Origin of the sequence: Vibrio pelagius (genome assembly GCF_024347575.1) — a bacterium.
Lineage (GTDB): Bacteria > Pseudomonadota > Gammaproteobacteria > Enterobacterales > Vibrionaceae > Vibrio > Vibrio pelagius.
Genome location: NZ_AP025503.1, coordinates 3,031,981 through 3,052,803 on the forward strand (window position 1 = coordinate 3,031,981; position 20,823 = coordinate 3,052,803).

At 44.6% G+C, this 20,823-nt stretch carries 25 protein-coding genes; 6 read left to right on the forward strand and 19 right to left on the reverse strand.

Going from position 1 to position 20,823, the window contains the following annotated elements:
• Positions 1-24 precede the first annotated feature (24 nt).
• Complete coding sequence (gene ubiA / locus vsple_RS13515; protein ID WP_261882236.1) at positions 25-879, reverse strand: 4-hydroxybenzoate octaprenyltransferase; 855 nt, start codon at positions 877-879, stop codon at positions 25-27.
• A complete protein-coding gene (locus tag vsple_RS13520; RefSeq protein ID WP_261882237.1) occupies positions 880-1,419 on the reverse strand; it encodes a chorismate lyase in 540 nt (179 codons plus the stop codon).
• A gap of 161 nt (positions 1,420-1,580) precedes the next feature.
• Here vsple_RS13520 and vsple_RS13525 point away from each other — a divergent pair, with 161 nt between their 5' ends.
• On the forward strand, positions 1,581-1,988 hold the full coding sequence (locus vsple_RS13525) for a flagellar basal body-associated protein FliL (protein WP_261882238.1): 408 nt from the start codon (positions 1,581-1,583) through the stop codon (positions 1,986-1,988).
• Between the two features lie 77 nt (positions 1,989-2,065).
• Here vsple_RS13525 and glpG read toward each other — a convergent pair whose 3' ends face one another.
• From glpG to ftsY, 6 genes are all read right to left on the reverse strand, one after another.
• A complete protein-coding gene (glpG, locus tag vsple_RS13530) occupies positions 2,066-2,902 on the reverse strand; it encodes a rhomboid family intramembrane serine protease GlpG (protein WP_261882239.1) in 837 nt (278 codons plus the stop codon).
• 36 nt (positions 2,903-2,938) lie between these two features.
• Positions 2,939-3,259, reverse strand: coding sequence for a thiosulfate sulfurtransferase GlpE (glpE, locus tag vsple_RS13535; protein WP_255229644.1), 321 nt, complete (start codon positions 3,257-3,259; stop codon positions 2,939-2,941).
• Positions 3,260-3,656: 397 nt separating this feature from the next.
• Complete coding sequence (rpoH, locus tag vsple_RS13540) at positions 3,657-4,514, reverse strand: RNA polymerase sigma factor RpoH (protein ID WP_255229643.1); 858 nt, start codon at positions 4,512-4,514, stop codon at positions 3,657-3,659.
• Positions 4,515-4,691: 177 nt separating this feature from the next.
• Positions 4,692-5,660, reverse strand: coding sequence for a permease-like cell division protein FtsX (gene ftsX, locus vsple_RS13545; protein WP_255229642.1), 969 nt, complete (start codon positions 5,658-5,660; stop codon positions 4,692-4,694).
• Positions 5,650-6,324 (reverse strand): cell division ATP-binding protein FtsE, encoded by a 675-nt coding sequence (gene ftsE / locus vsple_RS13550; protein WP_032553381.1) that lies wholly within the window; start codon positions 6,322-6,324, stop codon positions 5,650-5,652. Before ftsE ends, ftsX begins: the two co-directional genes overlap by 11 nt.
• A gap of 77 nt (positions 6,325-6,401) precedes the next feature.
• Positions 6,402-7,652 carry a signal recognition particle-docking protein FtsY gene (gene ftsY / locus vsple_RS13555; protein WP_261882240.1) on the reverse strand — a complete coding sequence of 417 codons (1,251 nt, stop codon included), beginning with the start codon at positions 7,650-7,652 and terminating at the stop codon, positions 6,402-6,404.
• 231 nt (positions 7,653-7,883) lie between these two features.
• On the opposite strand from ftsY, the gene rsmD reads away from it, so the two are divergent.
• The gene (gene rsmD / locus vsple_RS13560; RefSeq protein ID WP_261882241.1) at positions 7,884-8,486 is read left to right on the forward strand and encodes a 16S rRNA (guanine(966)-N(2))-methyltransferase RsmD; all 603 of its coding nucleotides are present in this window, start codon (positions 7,884-7,886) and stop codon (positions 8,484-8,486) included.
• 10 nt (positions 8,487-8,496) lie between these two features.
• A complete protein-coding gene (locus tag vsple_RS13565) occupies positions 8,497-8,763 on the forward strand; it encodes a DUF1145 domain-containing protein (RefSeq protein WP_032553377.1) in 267 nt (88 codons plus the stop codon).
• A gap of 56 nt (positions 8,764-8,819) precedes the next feature.
• Here vsple_RS13565 and vsple_RS13570 read toward each other — a convergent pair whose 3' ends face one another.
• The 4 genes from vsple_RS13570 to vsple_RS13585 form a co-directional block, all read right to left on the reverse strand.
• Positions 8,820-9,407, reverse strand: coding sequence for a YhgN family NAAT transporter (locus vsple_RS13570; RefSeq protein ID WP_032553376.1), 588 nt, complete (start codon positions 9,405-9,407; stop codon positions 8,820-8,822).
• Between the two features lie 133 nt (positions 9,408-9,540).
• Positions 9,541-9,777, reverse strand: a complete 237-nt coding sequence (locus tag vsple_RS13575) for a YecH family metal-binding protein (protein ID WP_255229640.1) — start codon at positions 9,775-9,777, stop codon at positions 9,541-9,543.
• Between the two features lie 89 nt (positions 9,778-9,866).
• Positions 9,867-10,487, reverse strand: a complete 621-nt coding sequence (locus vsple_RS13580) for a lysoplasmalogenase (RefSeq protein WP_255229639.1) — start codon at positions 10,485-10,487, stop codon at positions 9,867-9,869.
• Between the two features lie 931 nt (positions 10,488-11,418).
• A complete protein-coding gene (locus vsple_RS13585) occupies positions 11,419-11,793 on the reverse strand; it encodes a DUF4145 domain-containing protein (RefSeq protein WP_261882242.1) in 375 nt (124 codons plus the stop codon).
• Between the two features lie 244 nt (positions 11,794-12,037).
• On the opposite strand from vsple_RS13585, the gene vsple_RS13590 reads away from it, so the two are divergent.
• Entirely contained in the window at positions 12,038-12,367 is a 330-nt protein-coding gene (locus vsple_RS13590; RefSeq protein ID WP_255229637.1) for a DUF2500 domain-containing protein, read from the forward strand.
• Positions 12,368-12,394: 27 nt separating this feature from the next.
• Here the strand turns inward: vsple_RS13590 and vsple_RS13595 are convergent, their stop codons facing one another.
• The 7 genes from vsple_RS13595 to rhtB form a co-directional block, all read right to left on the reverse strand.
• Positions 12,395-13,408 carry an acyltransferase gene (locus vsple_RS13595; protein WP_261882243.1) on the reverse strand — a complete coding sequence of 338 codons (1,014 nt, stop codon included), beginning with the start codon at positions 13,406-13,408 and terminating at the stop codon, positions 12,395-12,397.
• A 124-nt stretch (positions 13,409-13,532) separates the two neighbouring features.
• Positions 13,533-14,753 carry an organoarsenical effux MFS transporter ArsJ gene (gene arsJ / locus vsple_RS13600; protein WP_261882244.1) on the reverse strand — a complete coding sequence of 407 codons (1,221 nt, stop codon included), beginning with the start codon at positions 14,751-14,753 and terminating at the stop codon, positions 13,533-13,535.
• Between the two features lie 96 nt (positions 14,754-14,849).
• Positions 14,850-15,341 (reverse strand): cyclin-dependent kinase inhibitor 3 family protein, encoded by a 492-nt coding sequence (locus vsple_RS13605; RefSeq protein ID WP_261882245.1) that lies wholly within the window; start codon positions 15,339-15,341, stop codon positions 14,850-14,852.
• A 47-nt stretch (positions 15,342-15,388) separates the two neighbouring features.
• Positions 15,389-16,390, reverse strand: a complete 1,002-nt coding sequence (locus vsple_RS13610) for an ArsJ-associated glyceraldehyde-3-phosphate dehydrogenase (RefSeq protein WP_261882246.1) — start codon at positions 16,388-16,390, stop codon at positions 15,389-15,391.
• Between the two features lie 41 nt (positions 16,391-16,431).
• Positions 16,432-16,773 (reverse strand): ArsR/SmtB family transcription factor, encoded by a 342-nt coding sequence (locus vsple_RS13615; protein WP_261882247.1) that lies wholly within the window; start codon positions 16,771-16,773, stop codon positions 16,432-16,434.
• A gap of 100 nt (positions 16,774-16,873) precedes the next feature.
• Positions 16,874-18,094, reverse strand: coding sequence for an EAL and HDOD domain-containing protein (locus tag vsple_RS13620; RefSeq protein ID WP_261882248.1), 1,221 nt, complete (start codon positions 18,092-18,094; stop codon positions 16,874-16,876).
• A 23-nt stretch (positions 18,095-18,117) separates the two neighbouring features.
• Positions 18,118-18,735, reverse strand: coding sequence for a homoserine/homoserine lactone efflux protein (gene rhtB, locus vsple_RS13625; protein ID WP_261882249.1), 618 nt, complete (start codon positions 18,733-18,735; stop codon positions 18,118-18,120).
• A 77-nt stretch (positions 18,736-18,812) separates the two neighbouring features.
• Between rhtB and vsple_RS13630 the strand changes: the two genes are divergently transcribed.
• Positions 18,813-19,793: an alpha/beta fold hydrolase gene (locus vsple_RS13630; protein WP_255229629.1), complete on the forward strand. Its 981-nt coding sequence runs from the start codon at positions 18,813-18,815 to the stop codon at positions 19,791-19,793.
• Between the two features lie 143 nt (positions 19,794-19,936).
• Entirely contained in the window at positions 19,937-20,764 is an 828-nt protein-coding gene (locus vsple_RS13635) for a Cof-type HAD-IIB family hydrolase (RefSeq protein WP_261882250.1), read from the forward strand.
• The last annotated feature ends 59 nt before the right edge of the window (positions 20,765-20,823 follow it).

Here is a 20,823-nt window from a genome sequence, read left to right on the forward strand (position 1 = left end):
TGCCTTTTTTACAAGTGGTGTTTTTTACCAGAATGCGATAAGTAAACCTGCGGTCACTGCCATTCCAACATAGTTATTATTTAAGAAGGCTTGGAAGCATAAGTCTCGATCACGGTGACGAATCAGATGCTGCTGGTACACAAACAGTCCACCGGCAACCAACAAACTCCAATAAAAACTCCCACCTAGTTGATAGTGCATACCAAGCGCAATCAACATTGCTAAAGTCATCAACTGCAACACACCAATCACTAACTTGTCTTGGCGGCCAAACAGAATCGCCGTCGATTTAATACCAATCTTAAGGTCATCGTCTCGATCAACCATCGCATATTGAGTGTCATAAGCGATGGTCCATAGTGCGTTGATGGCAAACACAAACCACACAACGCTCGGTAGTTCATTGGTTTGTGCAGCCCACGCCATAGGGATCGCCCAACTGAAGGCCAGACCCAAAAAGAGTTGAGGTAGATGAGTAAAGCGTTTCATGAAAGGATAGATAAACGCCAAGCCAACGCCAACAAACGACAGCTGAATTGTCAGCGTGTTCATGGTTAACACTAGTAGAAAAGAGACAATGGCTAGCACCAAAAACAACACTACCGCTTCTTTACTCGATACGGCACCGGAGGGTAAAGGTCGCTGCTTAGTGCGCTTTACATGACCATCAACCTTGCGATCGGCAAAATCGTTGATCACACACCCCGCCGAGCGCATTAACACGACACCCAACACGAACACCACGAAGACCGACAGATCCGGTAGACCATTGGCGGCAATCACTAGCGCCCATAAGGTTGGCCACAACAATAATAAGGTTCCAATCGGGCGGTCCATTCGCGTTAACTGCCAATAGGCTTTCGCTTTCGTGGCCAGCATTTACACACTCTCCTTAGAGTAAATGGGTGAAGTTGGTAAAAAAAGTTCCGCCACTAACATGGGCTTATGATTCATCCATAAACGCGATCGGCGAGCAAGCAAACGCTCTTCACCGACCACAACCCAACCGACTTTCAGCGCATCACGCTTAACATTTTCTGCGCTAAACACCGTCAGTCCGAGCGGGACATTGCCTTGCTGAGACAGATCTGAGTGTTGGTCATCTAGTGTAAGACGCGGGATTAAGGTACGGCCAAGTACCCAAGGCTCACCATCCCCCTCCAAGATAACCTTACGAAGTAAACAATCTGATGATGAAAGCAAAGTCTCTTCGTCGTGCTGTAGTGTTGAGCGCTCCACGACTTGATTATGAAGTAACTCGACCGATAAGTGTTCACAACACTTACCCAAACGACGAGATAACGAACCTTGCTCCATTAACCACCCTTTGATGGTTTGATTCGGAAAATCAAATTTTTCTGTATTTTGCCAATCTACATTCATTAACGAATTAAGATACAGCGATATTGGCTGATTCATACTGGTATTCAATAGGTGACTTTACACGTACAATAAAGCATCAACTTACGAGCTGTTTTAACCGCAAGCTGTGTTATAAACGTATTTAGATTTAGACCGCTCATTGTAACAAGACAAACGCGTTTCGAATATCGCGATTAAACTAAAGAAAAGTCACAAATATGCACAAACGTTATGTAGCCCAAATATTTCTAGCGATCTCTCTACTTTTTTCTTTGCCTTCATTGGCGGAAGAGGAGTCAGCGCCCAAATTGGCATACTTTACGCTAGAACCTGATCTCACCACCAACTTCTATACCAAGGGCAAAAAACTGGGATACATTCAAGTGCGCATCGACATTATGGTTGCTAACTCAACTGACCTCCCAGCGATTGAGCTACACCAACCTCTTATTCGCGATGCTGTGATTGAGCTGCTTGGTAAACAGAATGAAGAGACCATTAAGTCTCTTTCTGGTCGTGAAGACTTACGTAAAACCCTAGTTGACCGACTTAATGAGATCCTATTACCTGAAACAGGCAAAACCATCATTGCCGACCTCTTATTTACTAAATACCTATACCAATAAAGAAATAACACAATAAAGAAAAGCGGCTCCATCGAGCCGCTTTTTCGTATTTACAAAGAAGCTCACCACACATATTGCTATATGGCATGCTTTGATTTTATCGAATCAATCCAACCGATACCGACACCTGCAATCAAACCCGCAAGGTGTGCGGTGTTAGCAATCGCCATAAAAGGCTGCATGTATCCAAGCACTAACCAAATCAGCATGAAGCCAACTATCTGCCTTGGTATGGTTAGACCTAATTGAGGGGCTTTAGTACTCACGACCCACAAATAACCCACTAGTGCGTACACTACTCCAGATAACCCGCCAAAGTTCGCACCTTCAACCCAATACTGCCCCGCTCCGGATAATGCTGATGAGATAGCGAAAATCTGCAGTAACTTAAAGCCACCTAATTTCTTCTCGATATCACCGCCGAACTGCCACCACCATAGAATATTGAAGGCGATATGCATAACGGAGAAGTGGAGAACAGCATGGCTCAGCCAGCGCCACAATTGCCACTGTTGGCCATCCAAAGCAGGAAAATGCAGCTTCTGAAAGATCTGCTGATTGAAGCCAAGCTGCTGCAGCGCAAAAATCACCACACACAACAGCATAATGCTAAGCGTGATCGGGCCAGCTTTAGACTGAATCATGCTTAGAAAACTCGGAGTATGGTAGTGAAATTGACTTTTACGCGTTTCAGCTACATCCCAGGAAGCAGCTTGATAGCGTTTATGGGTCGGCTCAGATAAAAAGCGGGTGAGCTCAGCTTCTGTCTCTACTTGATGTTGAGCATCAATCAGCCACAAAGCGACACGCCCTTCCCCTTCTGGAGACATCTGAATCGTGATATGACGCGACGCCATATAATCAATGAAGGCCTGCGCAACACGCGCATTGTTCAATACCATCAATCTTACCATTAGAGTTTCCTGCTTAAATTTGTTTATGGAAGCAAACTAGCCTGTTACCACAGGGAGCTGGGCACGATGCCAAGCTTCAAAGCCTCCATCAACACTGTATACGTCTTCAAAGCCCTGGTTGACTAGATACTGCGCCGCACCTTGACTGCTAATGCCGTGATAACACATCACAAGGATAGGCTGTTCGAATTCTACTTCATCCATAAACGCGACCATGGTGTCATTCGTCAAATGATACGCACTTTCTGGGTGTGCAACGGCAAATGATTGTGGATCGCGAATATCTACTAGGCGTGCATCGCTCTGCTCAATGAGGGCTTGAGCACCTTGCACATCAATATGTTTAAACTGGTCCATGACTTTCTCTTGTACTGATTTACTTTGGTGCCATTGTAACCTATCCCAAGGCCAACATTTACACCAACTTAATAAGGTTATCCACTAGCGATCACTTTTACACCATATGTGGATAAATCTGTGAATTGCGTGAATAAAGTGTTTTATGAAAAATAGATCCACAATATGTAGTGATGATCCTGATCTATCTGTGGGTTAGTTTGAAAATATCCCCATCAGTAAAACCGTCTGCAAGCCTTACTACACCCTGCTTTTTGACAACTGACGAAGAAACTCCTCACAGAGTTATCCACAATATAAGGTTGAAAGTTTCGATCGCAAATACGCCAAAATGCGATCCAAATAAAAAGGCCGAGATCTCTCGATCTCGGCCTTTTCAAAAAAATTGTGTGTGAGCTTAGAAGTCGCCGACTGCTTGTTTTAGCTTCTTCATTGCATTCTTCTCTAGCTGACGAACGCGTTCTGCTGAGATGTTATAAGTTTCAGCAAGATCTTGTAGCGTAGCCTTGTCGTCATCTAACCAGCGAGAACGAACAATGTGTTGGCTGCGGTCATCTAGGCTTGCTAGTGCATGACCAAGACGATTGTTGGTATGCGTTTCCCAGTTTGCCGCTTCAACCGTTTCTGCTACGTCTGACGCTTTGTCTTCTAGATAGTACACTGGTGCTGTGTAAGCCGAACCACCGTCATCATCGTCCATAGGTGCTTCAAAGGTCGCATCTTGTGCTGCAAGACGAGATTCCATTTCACGAACCTCTGAAGGCTCTACACCTAACTCGCGAGCAACGGTTTCTACTTCACCGTTATTGAACCAACCTAGACGTTTCTTCGACTTGCGCAGATTGAAGAACAGCTTACGCTGCGCTTTGGTTGTTGCAATCTTAACGATACGCCAGTTACGAAGTACGTACTCATGGATTTCAGCTTTAATCCAGTGAACAGCGAAAGATACCAGTCTTACCCCAACTTCAGGGTTGAAGCGCTTAACCGCCTTCATTAGACCAATATTACCCTCTTGAACAAGGTCAGCCATAGGCAGGCCGTAACCAGAGTAACCTCTCGCTACATGAACCACGAATCGTAGGTGTGAAAGGATCAAGCCTTTCGCAGCTTCGATCTCACCTTTGTAATGCAATCGCTCTGCAAGTTCACGCTCCTCTTCAGCAGTTAGCATTGGGTAGCTGTTTGCTGAGCGGATATAGCTGTCTAGGCTATCTTGTGTGACTAAAGCCATTTGATACGCTTGGTTTGCCATTCGGTTCCTCATCAATCTCTGATCTGGAGTAGTCTTTCTATTAGAACCCGCTAATCTTGAACCTAAAATGAACAGGTTTCAAGAAGGGGGAAGTAATTATGCATAATCAATTCGTCTATACAAGGCGAAAACTGACTAGCATGTGTCTATTTCTCGTCTAAATATGACTCAATTCACCTAAACAGGTTCAATTTCTTTTAGGTGTCTTTGGGCAGAAAGTTTTGCTGCCACACTACCAAGTAAGGTTCCAACAATCAAAAGCAGCAATGATTCATCCCAGCTTAAGCCAATTAAACGGAAATGACTGTCGTATAACTGAGCTAAGTCGTCCACTGCACTATTGAGTAAGACGGTAATCAATGCTGTCATGATCCATGCACTGATAGAGCCCAATACACCAAACCACATACCTGTATACAGATAAGGGCGTAGAATGAAACTATCGGTTGCCCCGATGAGCTTCATAGTTTGGATCTCTTCTTTGTGAGCAAGCACATTAAAGCGCAGGGTATTACCAATAATTAGAAATACCGCCCCTAGCATAAGGAAGGTTAATGTCACTACGATGACAGTAGCCAGTGCTTTAATCGCATCAAGTCTTGCCAACCAATCTTCATCAAGGCGAACATCAGTCACCGAAGGTTGCTCTTTGACTTGCTCAGCCAGTGCTTTAATTTCCGTGTCAGTTCCAACGCTCGGTGTAATGATCAATACACCTGGCAGTGAGTAATCATCAAGGATGGTCAATGCGTCATCAAAACCTGAATATTGACTGAGGTCGGCAAGGCCCTGTTGTGGCGAGATATATTCCACCAGCTCTACTTGTGGCCAACTCTCAATCTCATCCTTCATCACCATCACTCGCGGTTCAGGGATACCCTCTTCTATGTAAGCACTCACCTGAGAAGGGCTTGCCACATCTTGTGCAGCTTCACCCACGTTTTTACCCAGTAGGTATAAACACGCTGGCATCGCTAATGCCATAGAGATCACGGCTAAAGTGAGCAAGTTACCTAATGGACGCTGCCACAGTTCTGATAAAGAAGACTTCGCCTGCTTCCAATGAATCACTAAAAAGCCATCACTGGCGGCACGATTATTGGCGCGCTTTGGCTTCGCCTTTTTAAGACGTTTATTAACGGCCATAGTCTTCTACCTCACTTAAGAAGCCCTGGTTTAACTCGAAATGACGATATTGTGGGCGAGTGTTTACTAACCCCACATCATGTGTAGCTAAAAGGATGGTCACGCCTGCTCGATTAAACTCTTCGAACAGCCTTAAAACTCGGTTCGATAATTCTGGGTCTAGGTTGCCGGTCGGCTCATCAGCCAAAAGTAAGGTTGGTCGATTCACCACAGCGCGAGCAATGCCCACACGTTGCTGCTCACCACCGGACAATTGACTCGGTAAACAACGCGCTTTATCTAAAAGGCCTGTTTTATCCAATGCAGCACCTACGCGTCGCTTGATTTCATTTTCAGAAATCGACTCGATACGCATTGGCAGTGCCACATTGTCGTAAATAGAGCGGTCCATTAACAAACGGTGGTCTTGAAAAACAATACCGATGTTACGGCGCAAGAAAGGAATATCTTTACTCGGTATTCGAGTAATGTCGTGATCGTTAAACCAAACGCGCCCGTCGGTCGGGCGCTCAATAGCACAGATCAATTTCAGCAGTGTACTTTTGCCCGCACCGGAATGCCCACCCAAAAAAGCCATTTCACCTCGCTTAAGATGAAAATCCACTTTTTGTAATGCTTGGCGTCCACCTCGGTAGGCCTTGCTCACTTGCTGAAATTTGATCACCGAAAATTCCTCTTACGATCACTCTTATCAAATTTAAAAAGGTAGCAGGTTAAACATAAACCAAATTGCTACCCCAATTACTCTTCGCGGCTAAACAGCGCTTCAATAAAGTCTTTTGACTCAAATGGACGCAGATCGTCAATACCTTCACCAACACCAATAAAGCGAATTGGAATCTGGAATTGGTCAGCGATAGAGAAAATCACACCGCCTTTTGCTGTACCATCTAGCTTAGTTAGTGTGATACCGGTAACTGGCGCGACTTCACTGAACAATTTCGCTTGGCTGATTGCGTTCTGACCAGTACCTGCATCTAACGTTAGCATGATTTCATGCGGTGCTGAGTCGTCAATCTTCTTCATTACACGAACAATCTTACGCAGCTCTTCCATCAAGTTGCTCTTGTTCTGTAGACGACCCGCTGTATCAGCGATAACCACATCCACACCACGAGCCTTTGCAGCTTCAATCGCATCATAGATAACCGAAGCACTGTCAGCGCCAGTGTGCTGAGCAATAACAGGTACGTCGTTGCGCTTACCCCATACTTGAAGCTGCTCAACCGCTGCAGCACGGAAGGTATCACCCGCCGCCAGCATCACTTTCTTGCCTTCATTCTGGAACTGTTTCGCAAGCTTACCTATGGTCGTTGTTTTACCTACACCATTAACACCAACCATTAGGATGACGTAAGGCGTTTTAGTGGTATCCACCTCTAGAGGTTGTTCCACTTGGCTTAGGATATCAGCCATCTCTTCTTTCAATAGACCATACAGCGCTTCCCCATCTTTCAGGTCATTGCGAGATGCTTTTTCTGTTAGGTTATCAATGATTTTGACTGTGGTGTTCATGCCCACGTCAGCAATCAACAGTTGTTCTTCAAGCTCTTCGAATAGATCTTCATCAATTTGTTTGCCTTTGAACAAACCAAAGAAGCCTGCACCAATGTTAGCTTTAGTGCGGCTTAGGCTGCGCTTCAAGCGCGCAAAGAAGCTTTCGGTTGGTTTCTCTTGAACTTCTTCAACTTGTGGCTCTTCTGCAACCGCTTCAGGCTCTGCTTCTGCTTCTGCTTCTGCTTCTGCTTCTGCTTCTGCTTCTGCTTCTGCTTCTGCTTGTTCAGGTTGAACCTCAGCACTTGGCTGTTCAAGCTCTTCTTGTAACTCCGCCTCTTGTGCAGATTCTTCCTTTTCTACCGGTTGCTCAACCTCAGCTTGAGGCTGCTCTTCCGTTTGCTGCTCTACTTTAGAGTCAGTCTGCGTTTGTGGGCTCTGTTCTTCTTCACCAAAGCCAAGCCACGATAATAATCCGCGCTTCTTTTTTTCCGCCATCAGAGGAGTTTCCTAGATCTACTAATTAACTGTATTGACTTAATGCACGTCGACTCTTTGCTATTGTTCTACAATACAAACTTGCAGACACGAATAGTAAAGAAAAATGACAAAGCAGTGATATGCTTGCTGTTTGCTTGATACACTTTGTCATTGCAAAATTTATTTAATACTCGAACCAAACTAAATTGGGCTCGATATAGTATCACTTTATTAGCGGTCAAAAAATCTATGGTAAGACGTCGCCAGCAAAACACATCACAAAAAAAGCCATCTGGAGGCTTTGTTAGAATCATCAGTGGCTCATGGAGAGGTCGAAAACTCCCAGTTCACGACTTAGAGGGGTTACGCCCAACCATTGACCGAGTAAAAGAGACACTCTTTAACTGGGTAGCTCAAGATATCCCAAACGCGACGTGTCTGGATGTATTTGCAGGCTCTGGCGGGCTCGGTTTTGAAGCAGCGTCTCGCCAAGCGAAGATGGTGACACTTTTAGAGATGAACCAAAAGGCGGCTAAACAGCTTGCAGACAACGCTAAAGAACTGAATGCCGACAACATAAAGGTGGAGAATATCGACGCTATCTCTTACCTCAGTAAGCCGGGGACACCCTATGATGTGGTTTTCTTGGATCCACCTTTCCGCAAAGGCCTTCTTGCTGAGACAGTCAACCTACTCGAATCTAACGGTTGGTTGGCTGAAGATGCTGTTGTGTATGTCGAAACTGAAAAAGAACTTAAGCTGGAAGGCATGCCTGAGAACTGGGAGCTCTATCGTGATAAAACGACTGGGCAGTCGAGTTACCGCCTTTTTCATAGAACTAATTCTGAATAGGATTTAAATAATGAATGTACTGATTCCCGTAGCCAAAGCGGCTATTGCTTTCGTTTGGTTTGTTCTTATCGTCAATATTTTCCATCCATTCCCAGGAAACGCAGCTATTGCTCTGTATATCATGACGGCTTTCTTGTTCTTCATGCACGGTCTACAAATGCTGATCTTCATTGGTGCATTTGGCGATAAGATCTCAATGACGCGCTGGGAGAAGTGGTCAATTCTGATCTTCGGCATCTTTGCTCTGCTCGATATCCGACGCAAATACATGATGTAAAAATAAAGCCGCTCATTTGAGCGGCTTTATTTTAATTTTACTGGGGCAAACAGATGTTAAGAGAGCATGTAAGCTTTGATACCATCAAGGAACATCTGCGTTGATATCATAATAAGCAATAGACCCATCAATCGCTCTACCGCTTTCAGGCCTCGCTCTCCGAGGATACGCAGGAAGAAACCATTAAACATCAAGATAAAGAAGGTTGCGCCCCAAGCCAATAAGACCGCTGCAGATAGCTCCAACATATTACCTGGGTGCTGAGTCGATAGCAGAATCAAGGCTGCAATCACCGATGGCCCCGCAATCATCGGAATCGCCATAGGTACAATAAATGGCTCTTCACCCGCCGCTAATCCAGTGATACTCCCGGCACTTGGAAAAATCATCTTAATCGCGATGATAAACAGGATAATACCGCCCGAAATACTCAAGGTTTCTGGCTGAACGTGCAAAAAGTTGAGAATGCTCTGACCGGCAAACAAGAACAATAATAGGATAATCAACGCGAACATAAGCTCACGAATCAAAACAATTCGGCGTCGCTTTGGATCGATATGTTTAAGTATGGAGAGCACGATCGGCAAGTTGCCTAACGGATCCATAATAAGAAACAGCATGGTGGCTGCAGATAGGATTTCCATGAGTAAGTCCTGAAAAGCGAAGGTGCGCGGAGTATAGCAGCCTCAATCCGGCTTTTCGAACCCGGTAGGGAGGTTGTGTGTTAAATATTTGATTTAAAGGGAAGCAGCAATCCACTTCCCCAAAACAATCGAATTAATGGCTACATACTCGTGCCATGTTGGTTCTCAGTTTGTCGTCCTCTAGCACCACCTTCTCCATTTTCACAAAGAATGTTAGCAATGCATCTAAGTCCAAACCACTTAACTTACAAGTATGGAAACGGGCTTCTGAACCATATTCTTGTGCTAGCTTTTCCGCTAACTCTTCACGCGTTAGAGCTTGTTCGTTTAATAAGTTCAGTACATTGTGAGCATGGATTTCTGTCGTCATTAGAGGTTCCCCTTTTGTCATATCTCACCAAGCATAGCGGATTGCTGTTAGCACACTTTGATATAACGCAGCCTCAGAGCTGTTATCGACTAAAGGGTTAATGACGCCACGATTAAAGAGTGAGCTAGGAAATAACTACCTGTCACCCACACGTAAGCCCCTTTGATCGGGCTTCGATAACCATTTAATGCGTAAGCCAAAGCTGAAAGTAATAAGACACAACAACCAATGAAGCCAACGCCATGTGACAGATGTGGATCAAGTAACCACACCTCTCCCGACGCCCATGCCAACTGAATCAGTACAATTCCCATAATCACAACGGGAAATACCAACTTATCCAGACGAGGTAACAATAAGAAAAAGGCAACGACGCATGCCGCAAGTAACAAGGCGAATAGCCACCATACCAGTTGCCCAGACAGTTGTAGCCAAAATGCCTTGCTATAACAGAGTTGTGCCACTAAGAAAAAAATGAAGTGCAGTGGCTTTCTCTTAGACAGAGTATGCAGAATATCCGCCAGTGCAGACACAACCAAGCCACCAACAATCCAATAACTGTAGTTGGTAATCTCAGGCTGGCTTAATGCAATCGTCGCTAAGAGTACGAAAGTGAAAACTTTATAGATTAAGGTTTGAGTAACATGCCTATGCTTGGCTCCTGCTATCGCTCCGATACCAGATAACGAAACTGCTAACCAACTCCACATAACATCTATCCTATAACCTCAAATCGTCGCCAGTCTAGGCACCTCAATAGTGATGTAAAGCGCTAGCCCCTCAAAATTGGATCTTGCTTACGCTTCCACTAAAAATGTGATCACGTTTTGAATTTCACCCAAATGTCCTACCACGTGTTTTTTGCCCCATAATTTTCGACTTATTCTCATCAACATCTCCAAAAACACCTCCTATCCCCAACCTGTATAACCTAAGTCAATTTTTACTAAGCAACAGCCTCACATTCTCGGTAATATTCCACTTAACCTCAATTAATAAAAGCAATTTTATAGGCACAAAAAAATTTAAAATCAATCACTTAAAAACAAAACATAAACTTTATAGCATTAATACACCTCAAAAATTCATTTATATACAAAACAATAAAAATTACCCCCTTTGTAATGAGGTATCTCCTTTATCGATAGCTACCATGACTAATATCAAGAGATATAAAACACAAATAGACGCCATAACAACAACCGAAAAACAACAATGACCATCAACAATCATTAATACACTTTAACAATATTTAACAACTATCTTTACAATAATTAAATCCACTAAAACAACAACTTAATACAAAAAAGAGCAAACAGAAACCACAATGATTAAATTTAAACCACCACAAAAAACACAACAAACCTAACCAAATAACCGCATATAAACATAAGTTTTCTTGCCTTTTTAGAGACTTCAAAACTAATTCTTGATCTAAAGCCAGAATCGGTGCTATTCTTAACAACATAGCGATAGTTAACCAAATATAGGAGTAGTGTTATGATTTCATCTTCGCAAAAACAAGGACTTGTAATGATCGCAGTAGTTGTTGGCCTTATGACACTACCGATGATGTACTAAACAAGTATCAAAAAAGAGAAAAGGGACGCCGTGGCGTCCCTTTTCTTTTATCTAAATCTATTACTTTGAGAATAGATGCAACGTCAGTACATCCCAATTGGCATAATAAAACCCAGCCGCAGCCAAAGTCATTACCATCATTAAGAGAATGGCCACACGCCAAACAAAACGCCCACTTCTTGGGGTTAGTGCTTTCTCACAATCATTACACATCATGATGAACTGATCATAATCCTCTAATTGCGTATCATGATCATTCACTACCTTGTTTCGACAAGTGGCAATGTAGCGTAGTTTTACCACCATATCGTGTGGCAGTCTCTCTTCACAACTCGTGACCAGCTCATGCAGCCCTTCTCCCTCAGCGTGATACTGAAGTCGCAATAACTTCTCTATATTACGAGTCCTTGTGACTACTTTTTCAATGTCCGTCATATTGACCCTCCCACTCCACATTGTAATTTTAGTCGAGCACTACCTTATTCTTATACAAATTGATCACGATTTACGTGAGAAAGAGACAATAAATAACAACGTGTTATCCACAAATGGCGTTGAAATGTGATATCAGCCGAAAAACAACTCGCTCAACTTACATCAATTCACGAATAGCGGCTTTAAACACATATCCCGTGCAGTCGACCGACTAGAATACCCTTCAGGACTATATGGAGGTTGTATGCCTAATTCACTTTTTCTTGCGATTATTGTACTTGTCACCCTTGCAGGCTGGGTTTTTGTTGGCTTTTACCGAAAGCATATGCAAGGAGAGAACGCGCCAGAGAAAAAGGTGGATGTAACGGTACTCGATAAACAATCCATTGATCTTCCAGATGCGCAACCAGGCCAAGAAGACCAAGAGTATTGGATCTACGTTCAGCGCGGACTGGTTGGCCCCAAACGTGAGTTCCAAGTTGGTATTCATTACTACCACGCTCTCAATCCTGGGGACAAAGGCACATTGACTTACCAAGGCGATAAGTTTTTGCACTTTGCTCTCAAGCGCTAACTTCTTTGTACTCTCAGATTCCTAGTGTTATGGCAATAACCAGCGTGTTTTCTCTGACTTTGCCATCAACCAACTCATCCATAACGCACCAGCACCACTGATCACTACCCATAGTGGAATCACCCAAGCTGGATGGCCCTGATACCAACCAAACTCCTTCATTGGCCATAGGAAGATTGGGTGCAACAAATAAATGCCTAAGCTATGTTTGCTGATAAAACCCACCACTTTATTCGACTTGTCAGATAAACCTTCTCCAAAGTAGCGACACAACATAAACACCATACTTGCAGCTAATACTGTATTGAGTGTTTTGTAAGACAGCCAGCGACCTACTGTATACTTCTCTGCCGCGAGACTCGCATCAACTACCATATAAACCGTGGTAAACAGTGCCAAGGCCCCCAATATCGTAGTCCCTGTGACCACAGATGCGGTAAGAGGCAGTTTCTTATACAAAATATAGCCAAGTGGTAAATAACCAGTATAAAGCCATAGCTCATGACTCCAGGGGCCATCAACTTTGCACAAGAATAGCAATGTGGTGAACAACCAGAGCGCAGTAAAGCTGTAAATGAACGGATCACCATATTTGCGCAGCCCAATCTGCATAAACGGAATCACAAAGTAGAGCGGTATGAAGTAGTAGAAAAAGCCCAAATGATAGTAAGTATAGTGATGATAGCTGTTACTCAACACCTCCCAACTGACCGATGCATCATAACCTGACGCTGACCAACCAGAGAAATAGGTATAAAACAGCGACCACACAAGAAATGGTATCAATACCTTACCTAAGCGGCGTTTTAAGTAATATTTGGCATCAAACGGGCGCTGATCACTGAGCATCAATGCGCCGGTAATCAAAATAAACACCGGAACCGCCCATCGACTGAAGCCATTCACCGTAACGGCTGTCAACCACTCATTGAATGGAATCATATTGAGCTCATTACGATACGGTGCTAGCACATGAATTGCGATCACAGCCACCGCTGCAACACATCGTGCCAAATCAAAAAAGAGTATTCGCTGTTTCATGTAAGCGCCTGATTAATATTCAATCATTCTACTATAGCAACAAAAAAGCTGACTGGTATGGTGACCAAGTCAGCTTATTGTTAAAGCAAGCAGCGTTCACAAAAAGAATTGCGCCATTTATCGGCTATGCAACCTCAGTTTGTGGCACTTTCGGCAGCTTAAGAGAAATGAGTGTGGTGAACGCCAAGAAAGCAAACGACACCCATAGACACGCCGCGAGCCCTGCCAGCTGAAATACCCAACCAGACAGAATCGTACCAATCAAACGCCCCATCGCATTCGCCATGTAATAGAAACCGACATCAAGCGACACGCCATCGCCTTTTGCATAACTTACGATGAGGTAAGAGTGCAGTGATGAGTTAACCGCAAAGATAGCACCAAACAGCATTAGACCACCGATGATCACAAGCTCTGGTTGCCATTCTATCTGTACTGCATAAGCGATACCTGCAGTCACTAATGCCAAACCACCTGCCCACAGCAATGCTGCATGACCATCAGGCACTTTGCCTTGCGCCTTACCAGTAATCTTAGGTGCAATACCTTGTACAAAGCCGTAAGCGATAGTCCAAACCGCAAGGAAGCCACCGACCATTGAGTGATCCCACCCAAAGACACTCCCCAAATAGATAGGCAGAGCAATGACAAACCATACATCACGTGCACCAAACAGGAACATACGTGCCGCAGACAAGATGTTGATCGATTCTGACTTAGAGAACATCTGACTAAACTTAGGCTTGGTTTTCGCTTTGCCCATATCCGCTTCTAGGCTTAATACACTGCCAATGAACACCAGAGTTAGCACAGCTGCCATTGCTAGCACCGCGTATTTGAAGCCGATTAACGATAGTAATAAACCACCGACAAAAAAGCCTGCGCCTTTGAGAGCATTTTTAGAACCGGTCAGAATCGCAACCCACTTATACAACGCACCTTGCTGCTCGTCTGGCACTAAGGTTTTGATTGAACTCTTGGCACTCATCTTATTCAGGTCTTTCGCAATCCCGGACAGTGCCTGCGCCGCCATCACCCAAGGAATCGTCAACATTGCACTTGGTACTGCGAGCATTGCCAAGGCAACAATTTGCATTCCAAGGCCAAGGTTCATGGTCTTATTGAGACCAAGACGCGCGCCCAACCAACCACCGATTAGGTTCGTCACCACGCCAAAGAATTCATAGAAAAGGAACAGTGAAGCGATCTCTAACGAGCTGTAGCCAAGGTCGTAGAAATACAGCACCACCAGCATGCGCAGTGCGCCATCAGTAATGGTGAAATTCCAGTAGTTGAAAGTCACCAACATGTATTGGCGAACGCTCTTACTTAGATTTGAAAACATAATGCTATCTCTGCAATCAAAACAAAAAGAGCTTTTGGATCACAATAAGCTAAACACTCAAGATACCAAAAGCTCCTTGTCTAACAATGATGGCTGTTAGCTATTCGCTACGCCATTAATGTACTCAACCTGGATAGGTTTAGTAAAAGCACCTGGACGCAATGCTTGAACTTCTTGAACGATCTTATCAAGGTCCCAACCTTTCTCTAATAGAAGATGAGCCGCGAATAGACCAGTACGACCTGAACCGCCCATGCAATGCATTGCGACCTTAGCGCCGCTATCGACGATTTTGTGTAACTCTGGGCTTGCTGAAGACCATTTTGCTGCAAACTCAGCACCTGGTGCACAATCGTCTTCGATTTCGATTTGAAACCACTGCATGCCTAGCGCACGCGTTTTCTCGCCAAGTGATGCTACGTCTTTGCTTGCAAGCTCTGCGTCATCAAGCGCAGTCACGATCGCTTCAACGCCCTGTTCTTTTAGCTGCGCCAGAGATGCATCTAGATCAGCATCTTTAGTACCTGGGCATGGAGTTAGAATCAGCGCGCCTTGCTCAAGGTCTAGTTGCCATGTTGGATGTGTCATTGTGTAATCTCTTAAATTCTTATAGAACCAATACTCAAAGAAGAGTATTAAGCTAGACCGACTGTACGTACTAACTCTGCCGTACGCGTCGCGTAACCCATCTCGTTATCGTACCAAGCGTAGATCTTCACCATACGCTTACCAACCAACATGGTAGAGAGTGCATCTACGATTGTAGAGCGTTGGTCACCTTTGTAGTCGATAGACACCAGTGGACGCTCTTCAAAGCCCAGAATACCTTTTAGCTCGTTCTCTGATGCTTCTTTTAGAAGTGCGTTAACTTCTTCTGCTGTCGTGTCTTGCTTCACTTCGAAGATAATGTCAGTCAGAGACGCGTTCGCTAGCGGTACGCGTACCGCATGACCGTTAATACGGTTTTCAAGCTCAGGGAAGATCTCAACAATCGCCTTAGCAGAGCCGGTTGTGGTTGGGATTAGGCTCATACCACAAGCACGTGCACGACGTAGATCTTTGTGCGGTGCGTCTAGGATAGTTTGCGTGTTAGTTAGATCGTGAATGGTTGTGAAAGACGCGTTCTCAATACCAAGCTTCTCGTTGATCACTTTCACCACTGGAGCGATACAGTTAGTAGTACAAGATGCTGCTGTCACGATCTTGTGCACTGCTGGGTCAAAGATGTTGTCGTTAACACCCACCACAATGTTTGCGATGCCTTCTTCTTTAACAGGTGCAGACACCACAACGCGCTTCACGCCTTGCTCTAGATACTTGTTTAGGAAAGAAGTTTTACGGTGAACTCCTGTCGCTTCAATCACAACATCACAACCAGACCAGTCGATCGCGTCGATATCACGCTCTTGCGTGGTATTAATGCGCTGACCGTTGATGATCATCTCATCACCTTCAGCAGTGACTTCATGGTGCCAGCGACCTTGAACTGAATCGAACTCGAGAAGGTGTGCAAGCGTTGCTGTATCGCCAGCTACATCGTTAATCTGAACAAACTCTAGCTCTTCCCAATCGAAAGCTGCGCGAAGTGCTAGACGACCGATACGGCCAAAACCATTAATACCTACTTTAACTGTCATTTTAATGTCTCTCAGTTAGTGGTGAATCCAAAAATATTCGATTAAACGCAACATTGAGGGCGCGAAGTCATTGCTTCTAGGCGCTCAATATCTTGTTGATATTGGGTTTTCAAACAGTTGGATGCGATAAGGTCTTCAATCAACTTTAGCATCCAACCTGGTAAATCCTTGGACAGACGGTAAAACACCCACTGCCCTTGACGAACATCCGTTAGGATCCCGTTTGAGCGCAACTGCGCTAGGTGGCGAGATACCTTTGGCTGACTCTCTTGTAGTGCTTCAGTGAGCTCACCAACAGATAAACACTCTTGGCGTACAATCATCATTAGGCAACGTACTCGCGTTTCATCAGACAACAATTTAAAAAACTGGTGAGGAAGCATAATTACATTCTCATATATGGATATGCGCATATGTTAGTTATAAAAAAGCGCACGTCAAGGCGTGCGCTTCTACTGTCATAAAAGTTTAATCTTCACACAACTAGGTTTGACTCGTAACGCTATGACTCCAACGCTGCGCCTCAGCAAGTTCATTTTTAACCTGCTCAACACTGAGCCCTAACGTATTACAATACTCTTCCATCTGACGCCAATCGGCATGCTCAAAGCTCTCTTCTAGAGCTAGCAACTGACCATAAGGCCCTTCTCGACGCAGCAACGCCAGCTTAATGATCTTACACAATGGCAATTGTTCAACTAGGTGTTCTAACGACAGATCAAGTAACGCGTCCAATAAGGAGAACAACCCAATCATAAAGGCTTGCTCTGTGTGCACCTCAAAGGGTTGATAGCGTGACATACGCTGACAGAATTGAGCACGTTGCAGAGATAAGCTGTATAACTCTTTTGGCTTCTTATCAGAGACATAAGAGGCAACCGCCAAAGATACAAACATCTTAAGATTGTCTTGCCCTAAATATACCAGCGCCTGACGAAATGAAGAGATGCTGACCTCCAAGCGTGGCGACATGGTATTGACAAAACGCAGTAGCTTGTATGAGAGCGCGACATCCTTTGCCACAATGCTTTCTACGCGCTGAAAGTCGACACTAGGCTTGCAAACCTCTTGGAACAGCTCCATCGCAATCACGTGTTCAGGGCTGATGTATTTGGTCTTAACCATTTCTGGCTTACTAAAAAAGTAACCTTGAAAAAACTTAAAACCCGCCTGCTTGGTTCGCTGAAACTCCTCTTCAGTTTCAACACGCTCTGCGAGAAAGCTGTATTTCTTGCCTTGGTGTTTTTGCACCAACTCACACGCGGCATCTAAGCCCATCTGCATAATGTCGAGCTTTACAATGTGCGTGTACTTAAGGAAGGCTTCCCACTCAGGTGTCGAGGTAAAGTCATCCAGAGCAATCATATAACCCTGTTGATAGAGATCTTTCACCGCCTCTAGCAACTCAGCTGTCGGTGGACAGGTCTCCAGGATTTCAATAACCACCTTGTCTTTTGGCAAGCTTTGAGGAAGACGGCGCAATAGACTTTGATACGGGAAATTAATGAAGCAGCGCGATGAAGGAATCGATGGGTTAAGACCCACCGATAAAAAATTTTCGACGATCAGACGATACGTAGCTCGATTCGACTCAATATGCGCTGGATAGGCATTATTGTCCCCATCACGAAACAACAACTCATAACCAAGAGTATGTTTTTTTCGGTTAAAGATAGGTTGTCGAGCGACGTATGTAGCGGTCATCTATTTTCTAACTCTATGATTGGTTAAGCCTTAGCCGCGGCAAGCAGTGCGCCGCAACCCATGAACATACCACCAAAAATCTTATTTATCTTACCCATTACGCGATCTGAACGAATAAAACGTCCCATTTGTGATGCCAATGAGGTGTAGCCCAACATAACAACGCTATCAATGAATACTGTTGTCACACCGAGTACCAAAAGTTGTGGCGCTTGGGGTTGTGAAGGGTCTATAAATTGCGGGAACAATGCAACCAAAAATACGATAGATTTCGGATTTGTAAGATTAATTAATACCGCATTGCGTAACAGTGTCCAACTTGACTGCGATGCACCCTCTTCCGTCGCAACCATACTAGAGGTATCACGCCACTTCTGAATACCGAGCCAGATGAGATAAACCACACCTACCCATTTAATTAATGTGAACGCGAAAGCGGATTTAGCCACCAGCGCACCAATCCCCGCCCCCACTAATAAAATATGAAACGCCAACCCAATTTGTAGGCCTGCAATCGAAGCCAGTGACTTGCGAGTGCCATAGCTGAGTCCATTGCTGATCGAATTCACGGTGCCTGAACCCGGCGCTAAACTAAACAGAATTGCGGTCACGACATAAGCGAGCAAAACATGAGTATCCATTGCATTTCCTTAGCAGTACTTTAATCTAATAACATCATTAGCGATAAAAGCTCTCATCAGTTTTCAGGTAACTTCTCATGGCAAACAACGCTGCCGCACCTTCATATTTCACTCAAGAGCCTCAATTTGAGGAAGCGATTAAACACCCGATCTCAGCCTTTTGGCAACAAAGAAATGAAGGTTATGTCACCTCATCGAGCAAGAAAAAGCTCTACTGGGCAAGCTTGACTTCACCACAGCATAGTAAAGCGATTGTTATCTCGAATGGGCGTATTGAGTGCTGCGAAAAATACCAAGAGCTTTTCTACGATCTCTACCATCAAGGTTATGACATTTACTCTTTTGATCATCAAGGTCAAGGTCGTTCACAACGCAGTGTGCAAGACTCTGACATTGGTCATATTCATGAATTTGATGATTACATCCGTGATATGCGCGAGGTTCTCCAACACTTCCCACTCGACAAGTATGAGCAACGTTACTTACTCGCTCATTCGATGGGCAGTACCATCGCCACTCGCTACCTACAAACCACGCCAGACCACCGTTTTGAAAAAGTCGTCTTGTGCGCACCTATGTTTGGTGTGAATACGAATTGGTATCTCAAACCTATCGCTATGTCAGTCGCGCAACTGCTTACAGGGTTTTGTGCCAAGCCAACCTACGCGCCGGGACACAAGGCGTATTACACGAAACCTTTTGAAAACAACCTGCTCAGTCAGAGTAAAGTTCGTTACCAATGGTTTAGAAAACTGTATGACGACAATCCAGCAATGCAAGTTGGCGGTCCGAGCACGCGTTGGGTATGGCAAGGGTTGATGGCCGCCAAACAAGCCATTCAGCAGACGCGCCAAATTAAAATTCCTCTTTTGTTGATTCAGGCAGGCAACGAGCAGATCGTATGTAATCAAGCTCAACAACGCTTCATCAATAAACTGCGCAAAACGAACATCGACAGCAAGATGATTACCATCACAGGCGCAAGGCATGAAGTGTTGTTTGAAAGCGATCAGTATCGCAATCAAGCCTTGGATGCGATTGTTGCGTTTTTTCGCTAAAACAATTTGGTAAAGAGGAAGACAAGTTATAGAGCTTTGCCCTCTTTTGTTACGCTAATTTCACGTACAATTTGTCTTACAACATTAGGCACCATCTATTGCTTGGTGCCTCTACCAGTCAAATACGCTGTATCGAGGGTTAAATGACGATTCCTGCACTAAAAGATTCCATCAATATTGTAGCCTCTGATCTTGATGGCACGCTGCTCGCTCCCAACCATAAGTTGAGTGACTTTACCAAGCAGACATTGAAGAAGTTACACCAGCAAGGCTTCACCTTTATCTTTGCCACTGGTCGACACCATGTTGACGTTGCAGGCATTCGTCAACAGGCCGGTATTCCAGCGTATATGATCACCTCTAATGGCGCGCGTGTACATGATAAAGACGACCAACTGATGTACAGCCAGAACGTGCCTCAAGATCTTGTTCAACCTGTGATCGACATTGTTCGTCAGGATCCGAACATTTTCATCCACATGTACCAAAACGAAGATTGGTTGTTGGATCGTGAAGACGAGGTGCTCGCTAAGTTCCATAGTGAGTCAGGCTTTAGTTACCAACGCTTTGAAGCGGAGCGAGCACCCACTGAAGGTATTGCGAAGGTCTTCTTTACTCACCCAGAGCACGATCATAAGCACCTAGTGACGTTCGAGCAAAGATTGCGAAAAGCCTTTGGCGATAAACTGAATATCGCCTTCTCTACCCCTTGGTGTTTAGAAGTGATGGCTGCCGAAGTCTCGAAAGGCCATGCGTTAGAAGCCGTGGCAAAATCGCTCAACCTGACTCTAGAGAACTGCATTGCTTTTGGTGATGGTATGAACGATGCTGAAATGTTAGCAATGGCAGGTAAGGGCTTGGTAATGGGAACATCGCATGAAAAAGTGATGCAAGCACTGCCAAACAATGAAGTGATCGGTAGCCACGCCGATGATGCCGTCGCTCACTACCTTGAAGAGCATCTACTGTAACTCTCTCTTTCCCCTAAAACCTAAAAGGCAGCCAATCGCTGCCTTTTTTGAACCTTCAT

Coding starts and splice junctions, on each gene's coding strand:
- vsple_RS13630 (WP_255229629.1), top strand. CDS start 18,813: ATGGCAAACAACGCTGCCGCACCTTCATATTTCACTCAAGAGCCTCAA.
- rhtB (WP_261882249.1), bottom strand. CDS start 18,735: ATGGATACTCATGTTTTGCTCGCTTATGTCGTGACCGCAATTCTGTTT.
- vsple_RS13580 (WP_255229639.1), bottom strand. CDS start 10,487: ATGTGGAGTTGGTTAGCAGTTTCGTTATCTGGTATCGGAGCGATAGCA.
- rsmD (WP_261882241.1), top strand. CDS start 7,884: ATGGTAAGACGTCGCCAGCAAAACACATCACAAAAAAAGCCATCTGGA.
- vsple_RS13610 (WP_261882246.1), bottom strand. CDS start 16,390: ATGACAGTTAAAGTAGGTATTAATGGTTTTGGCCGTATCGGTCGTCTA.
- vsple_RS13615 (WP_261882247.1), bottom strand. CDS start 16,773: ATGCTTCCTCACCAGTTTTTTAAATTGTTGTCTGATGAAACGCGAGTA.
- vsple_RS13570 (WP_032553376.1), bottom strand. CDS start 9,407: ATGGAAATCCTATCTGCAGCCACCATGCTGTTTCTTATTATGGATCCG.
- arsJ (WP_261882244.1), bottom strand. CDS start 14,753: ATGTTTTCAAATCTAAGTAAGAGCGTTCGCCAATACATGTTGGTGACT.
- vsple_RS13565 (WP_032553377.1), top strand. CDS start 8,497: ATGAATGTACTGATTCCCGTAGCCAAAGCGGCTATTGCTTTCGTTTGG.
- ftsX (WP_255229642.1), bottom strand. CDS start 5,660: ATGGCCGTTAATAAACGTCTTAAAAAGGCGAAGCCAAAGCGCGCCAAT.
- ftsY (WP_261882240.1), bottom strand. CDS start 7,652: ATGGCGGAAAAAAAGAAGCGCGGATTATTATCGTGGCTTGGCTTTGGT.
- glpG (WP_261882239.1), bottom strand. CDS start 2,902: ATGGTAAGATTGATGGTATTGAACAATGCGCGTGTTGCGCAGGCCTTC.
- vsple_RS13575 (WP_255229640.1), bottom strand. CDS start 9,777: ATGACGACAGAAATCCATGCTCACAATGTACTGAACTTATTAAACGAA.
- vsple_RS13585 (WP_261882242.1), bottom strand. CDS start 11,793: ATGACGGACATTGAAAAAGTAGTCACAAGGACTCGTAATATAGAGAAG.
- glpE (WP_255229644.1), bottom strand. CDS start 3,259: ATGGACCAGTTTAAACATATTGATGTGCAAGGTGCTCAAGCCCTCATT.
- vsple_RS13635 (WP_261882250.1), top strand. CDS start 19,937: ATGACGATTCCTGCACTAAAAGATTCCATCAATATTGTAGCCTCTGAT.
- vsple_RS13620 (WP_261882248.1), bottom strand. CDS start 18,094: ATGACCGCTACATACGTCGCTCGACAACCTATCTTTAACCGAAAAAAA.
- vsple_RS13595 (WP_261882243.1), bottom strand. CDS start 13,408: ATGAAACAGCGAATACTCTTTTTTGATTTGGCACGATGTGTTGCAGCG.
- ubiA (WP_261882236.1), bottom strand. CDS start 879: ATGCTGGCCACGAAAGCGAAAGCCTATTGGCAGTTAACGCGAATGGAC.
- rpoH (WP_255229643.1), bottom strand. CDS start 4,514: ATGGCAAACCAAGCGTATCAAATGGCTTTAGTCACACAAGATAGCCTA.
- vsple_RS13605 (WP_261882245.1), bottom strand. CDS start 15,341: ATGACACATCCAACATGGCAACTAGACCTTGAGCAAGGCGCGCTGATT.
- vsple_RS13590 (WP_255229637.1), top strand. CDS start 12,038: ATGCCTAATTCACTTTTTCTTGCGATTATTGTACTTGTCACCCTTGCA.
- vsple_RS13525 (WP_261882238.1), top strand. CDS start 1,581: ATGCACAAACGTTATGTAGCCCAAATATTTCTAGCGATCTCTCTACTT.
- vsple_RS13520 (WP_261882237.1), bottom strand. CDS start 1,419: ATGAATCAGCCAATATCGCTGTATCTTAATTCGTTAATGAATGTAGAT.